Consider the following 244-nt stretch of genomic DNA (forward strand, 5'->3'; position numbering starts at 1 on the left):
CGAGCCACGCCCGACTGGCCCGCGATGCCGGCTGGACCCGCCCGCATCTTGCCGACGACACCCGCTTTGCGGTGACCGGTGGGCGCCACCCGGTGGTCGAAGCCGCGCTGGCCGCCCAGGACGGCAGCCGCTTCGTCGCCAATGACTGCGATCTCGGCCCGGACCAGCGGGTCTGGCTGCTGACCGGGCCGAACATGGCCGGCAAGTCGACCTTCCTGCGCCAGAACGCGCTGATCGTCCTGCT

Annotated in this window: 1 protein-coding gene; it reads left to right on the top strand. The window is 72.1% G+C overall.

From position 1 onward, the window contains the following. The coding region (locus tag R0J92_RS25745; RefSeq protein WP_411053779.1) for a MutS-related protein at window positions 1-244 on the top strand (244 nt) is incomplete at both ends.

The sequence above is a fragment of the Tritonibacter sp. SIMBA_163 genome, from assembly GCF_046535935.1.
GTDB classification, from domain to species: domain Bacteria; phylum Pseudomonadota; class Alphaproteobacteria; order Rhodobacterales; family Rhodobacteraceae; genus Epibacterium; species Epibacterium scottomollicae.